The organism is Delftia sp. CH05 (assembly GCF_009827015.1).
Lineage (GTDB): Bacteria > Pseudomonadota > Gammaproteobacteria > Burkholderiales > Burkholderiaceae_C > Comamonas > Comamonas tsuruhatensis.
Genome location: NZ_WUMG01000108.1, coordinates 1 through 877, shown reverse-complemented (window position 1 = coordinate 877; position 877 = coordinate 1). Strand labels below are relative to the sequence as shown.

The window sequence follows — 877 nt, the reverse complement described above, 5'->3', positions numbered from 1 at the left end:
GCGGCGGGCGCGCGTTCCGAGTGTTTCTGCCAGCCCGTAGCCTGTTTGCTGATGCTGGTGGTCAGGGCGATGGCGCGTGCAAACTGCTTGTGCGAGATCAGGCGCAGATCGACGGCGAGGCGCAGCGAGAGGTTGATGACCTCCACTTCCTCGCGCATCAGACCCAGGATCGGAGCTTTCTCCTGGCTGGTGTTGGCCTGGTAGGTTCGCATGACAAGAGCCATGCACTGCCTGCGCATGCCGGCGCCAAAGTCGGCCTTGAAGTTCCGGGGCATGTTGGCGACCAGATGTGTGACGAGCTGGGCCAGTGCGTAGGTCGCCTTGTAGATCTCGGTGTCAGTGTGCAGGGCCATCGGTAGAGGGCGGGCTACGCCCGCGAAGGGTTAAAGGGCYGAATCGGGAAAACTGCGGAAAGGCCGAACTCGGAACWCGTYGWSCCGGTMGWYGTYGKWCGTGCTGCCGTCCTCGAAAACGACAGCCCAGGCCCAGCCATCACGCTCAGTGCGCGACCAGTAGTAGCTGGCCAGCCCCGACTTCTCGAAGTGCTCACGGGCGTTGATCCAAGCCAGCATCAGGTCCTCTTGGTCAGGCGCGCGCCAATCTCCCTGGCCGTTCAACTCGGTCGGAATGCAGGTCTGAACGCCCTTGAATGCCGCGTCTTTGATGTCGTGCTCGACACCGCCAGGGATGACAACGTGATGGACGGCGCCATCGATCAGGCGGGCGCCGATGTAGATGCCGCCTTGCTCGGGCCATGCCTGGCCGATTGCGGGAATGGACTTGCTCATATGGATGCTCCTGCTGGGTGGTTGAGGGTGAAGAAAGGGGTGAAGGGATCAATAAATGAATCTGCGGAAAGGCCGAACTCGGAACTCGT

General features: G+C 61.8%; 2 protein-coding genes. Both read right to left on the bottom strand.

Annotated features, from left to right (window positions below; genetic code table 11):
* Positions 1 to 353 (bottom strand): four helix bundle protein (locus GRX31_RS30410; protein ID WP_160856268.1); only part of this gene is annotated, 353 nt, incomplete at its 3' end.
* Between the two features lie 30 nt (positions 354 to 383).
* On the bottom strand, positions 384 to 788 hold the full coding sequence (locus GRX31_RS30405; RefSeq protein WP_160856266.1) for a DUF1566 domain-containing protein: 405 nt from the start codon (positions 786 to 788) through the stop codon (positions 384 to 386).
* Positions 789 to 877 lie beyond the last annotated feature (89 nt).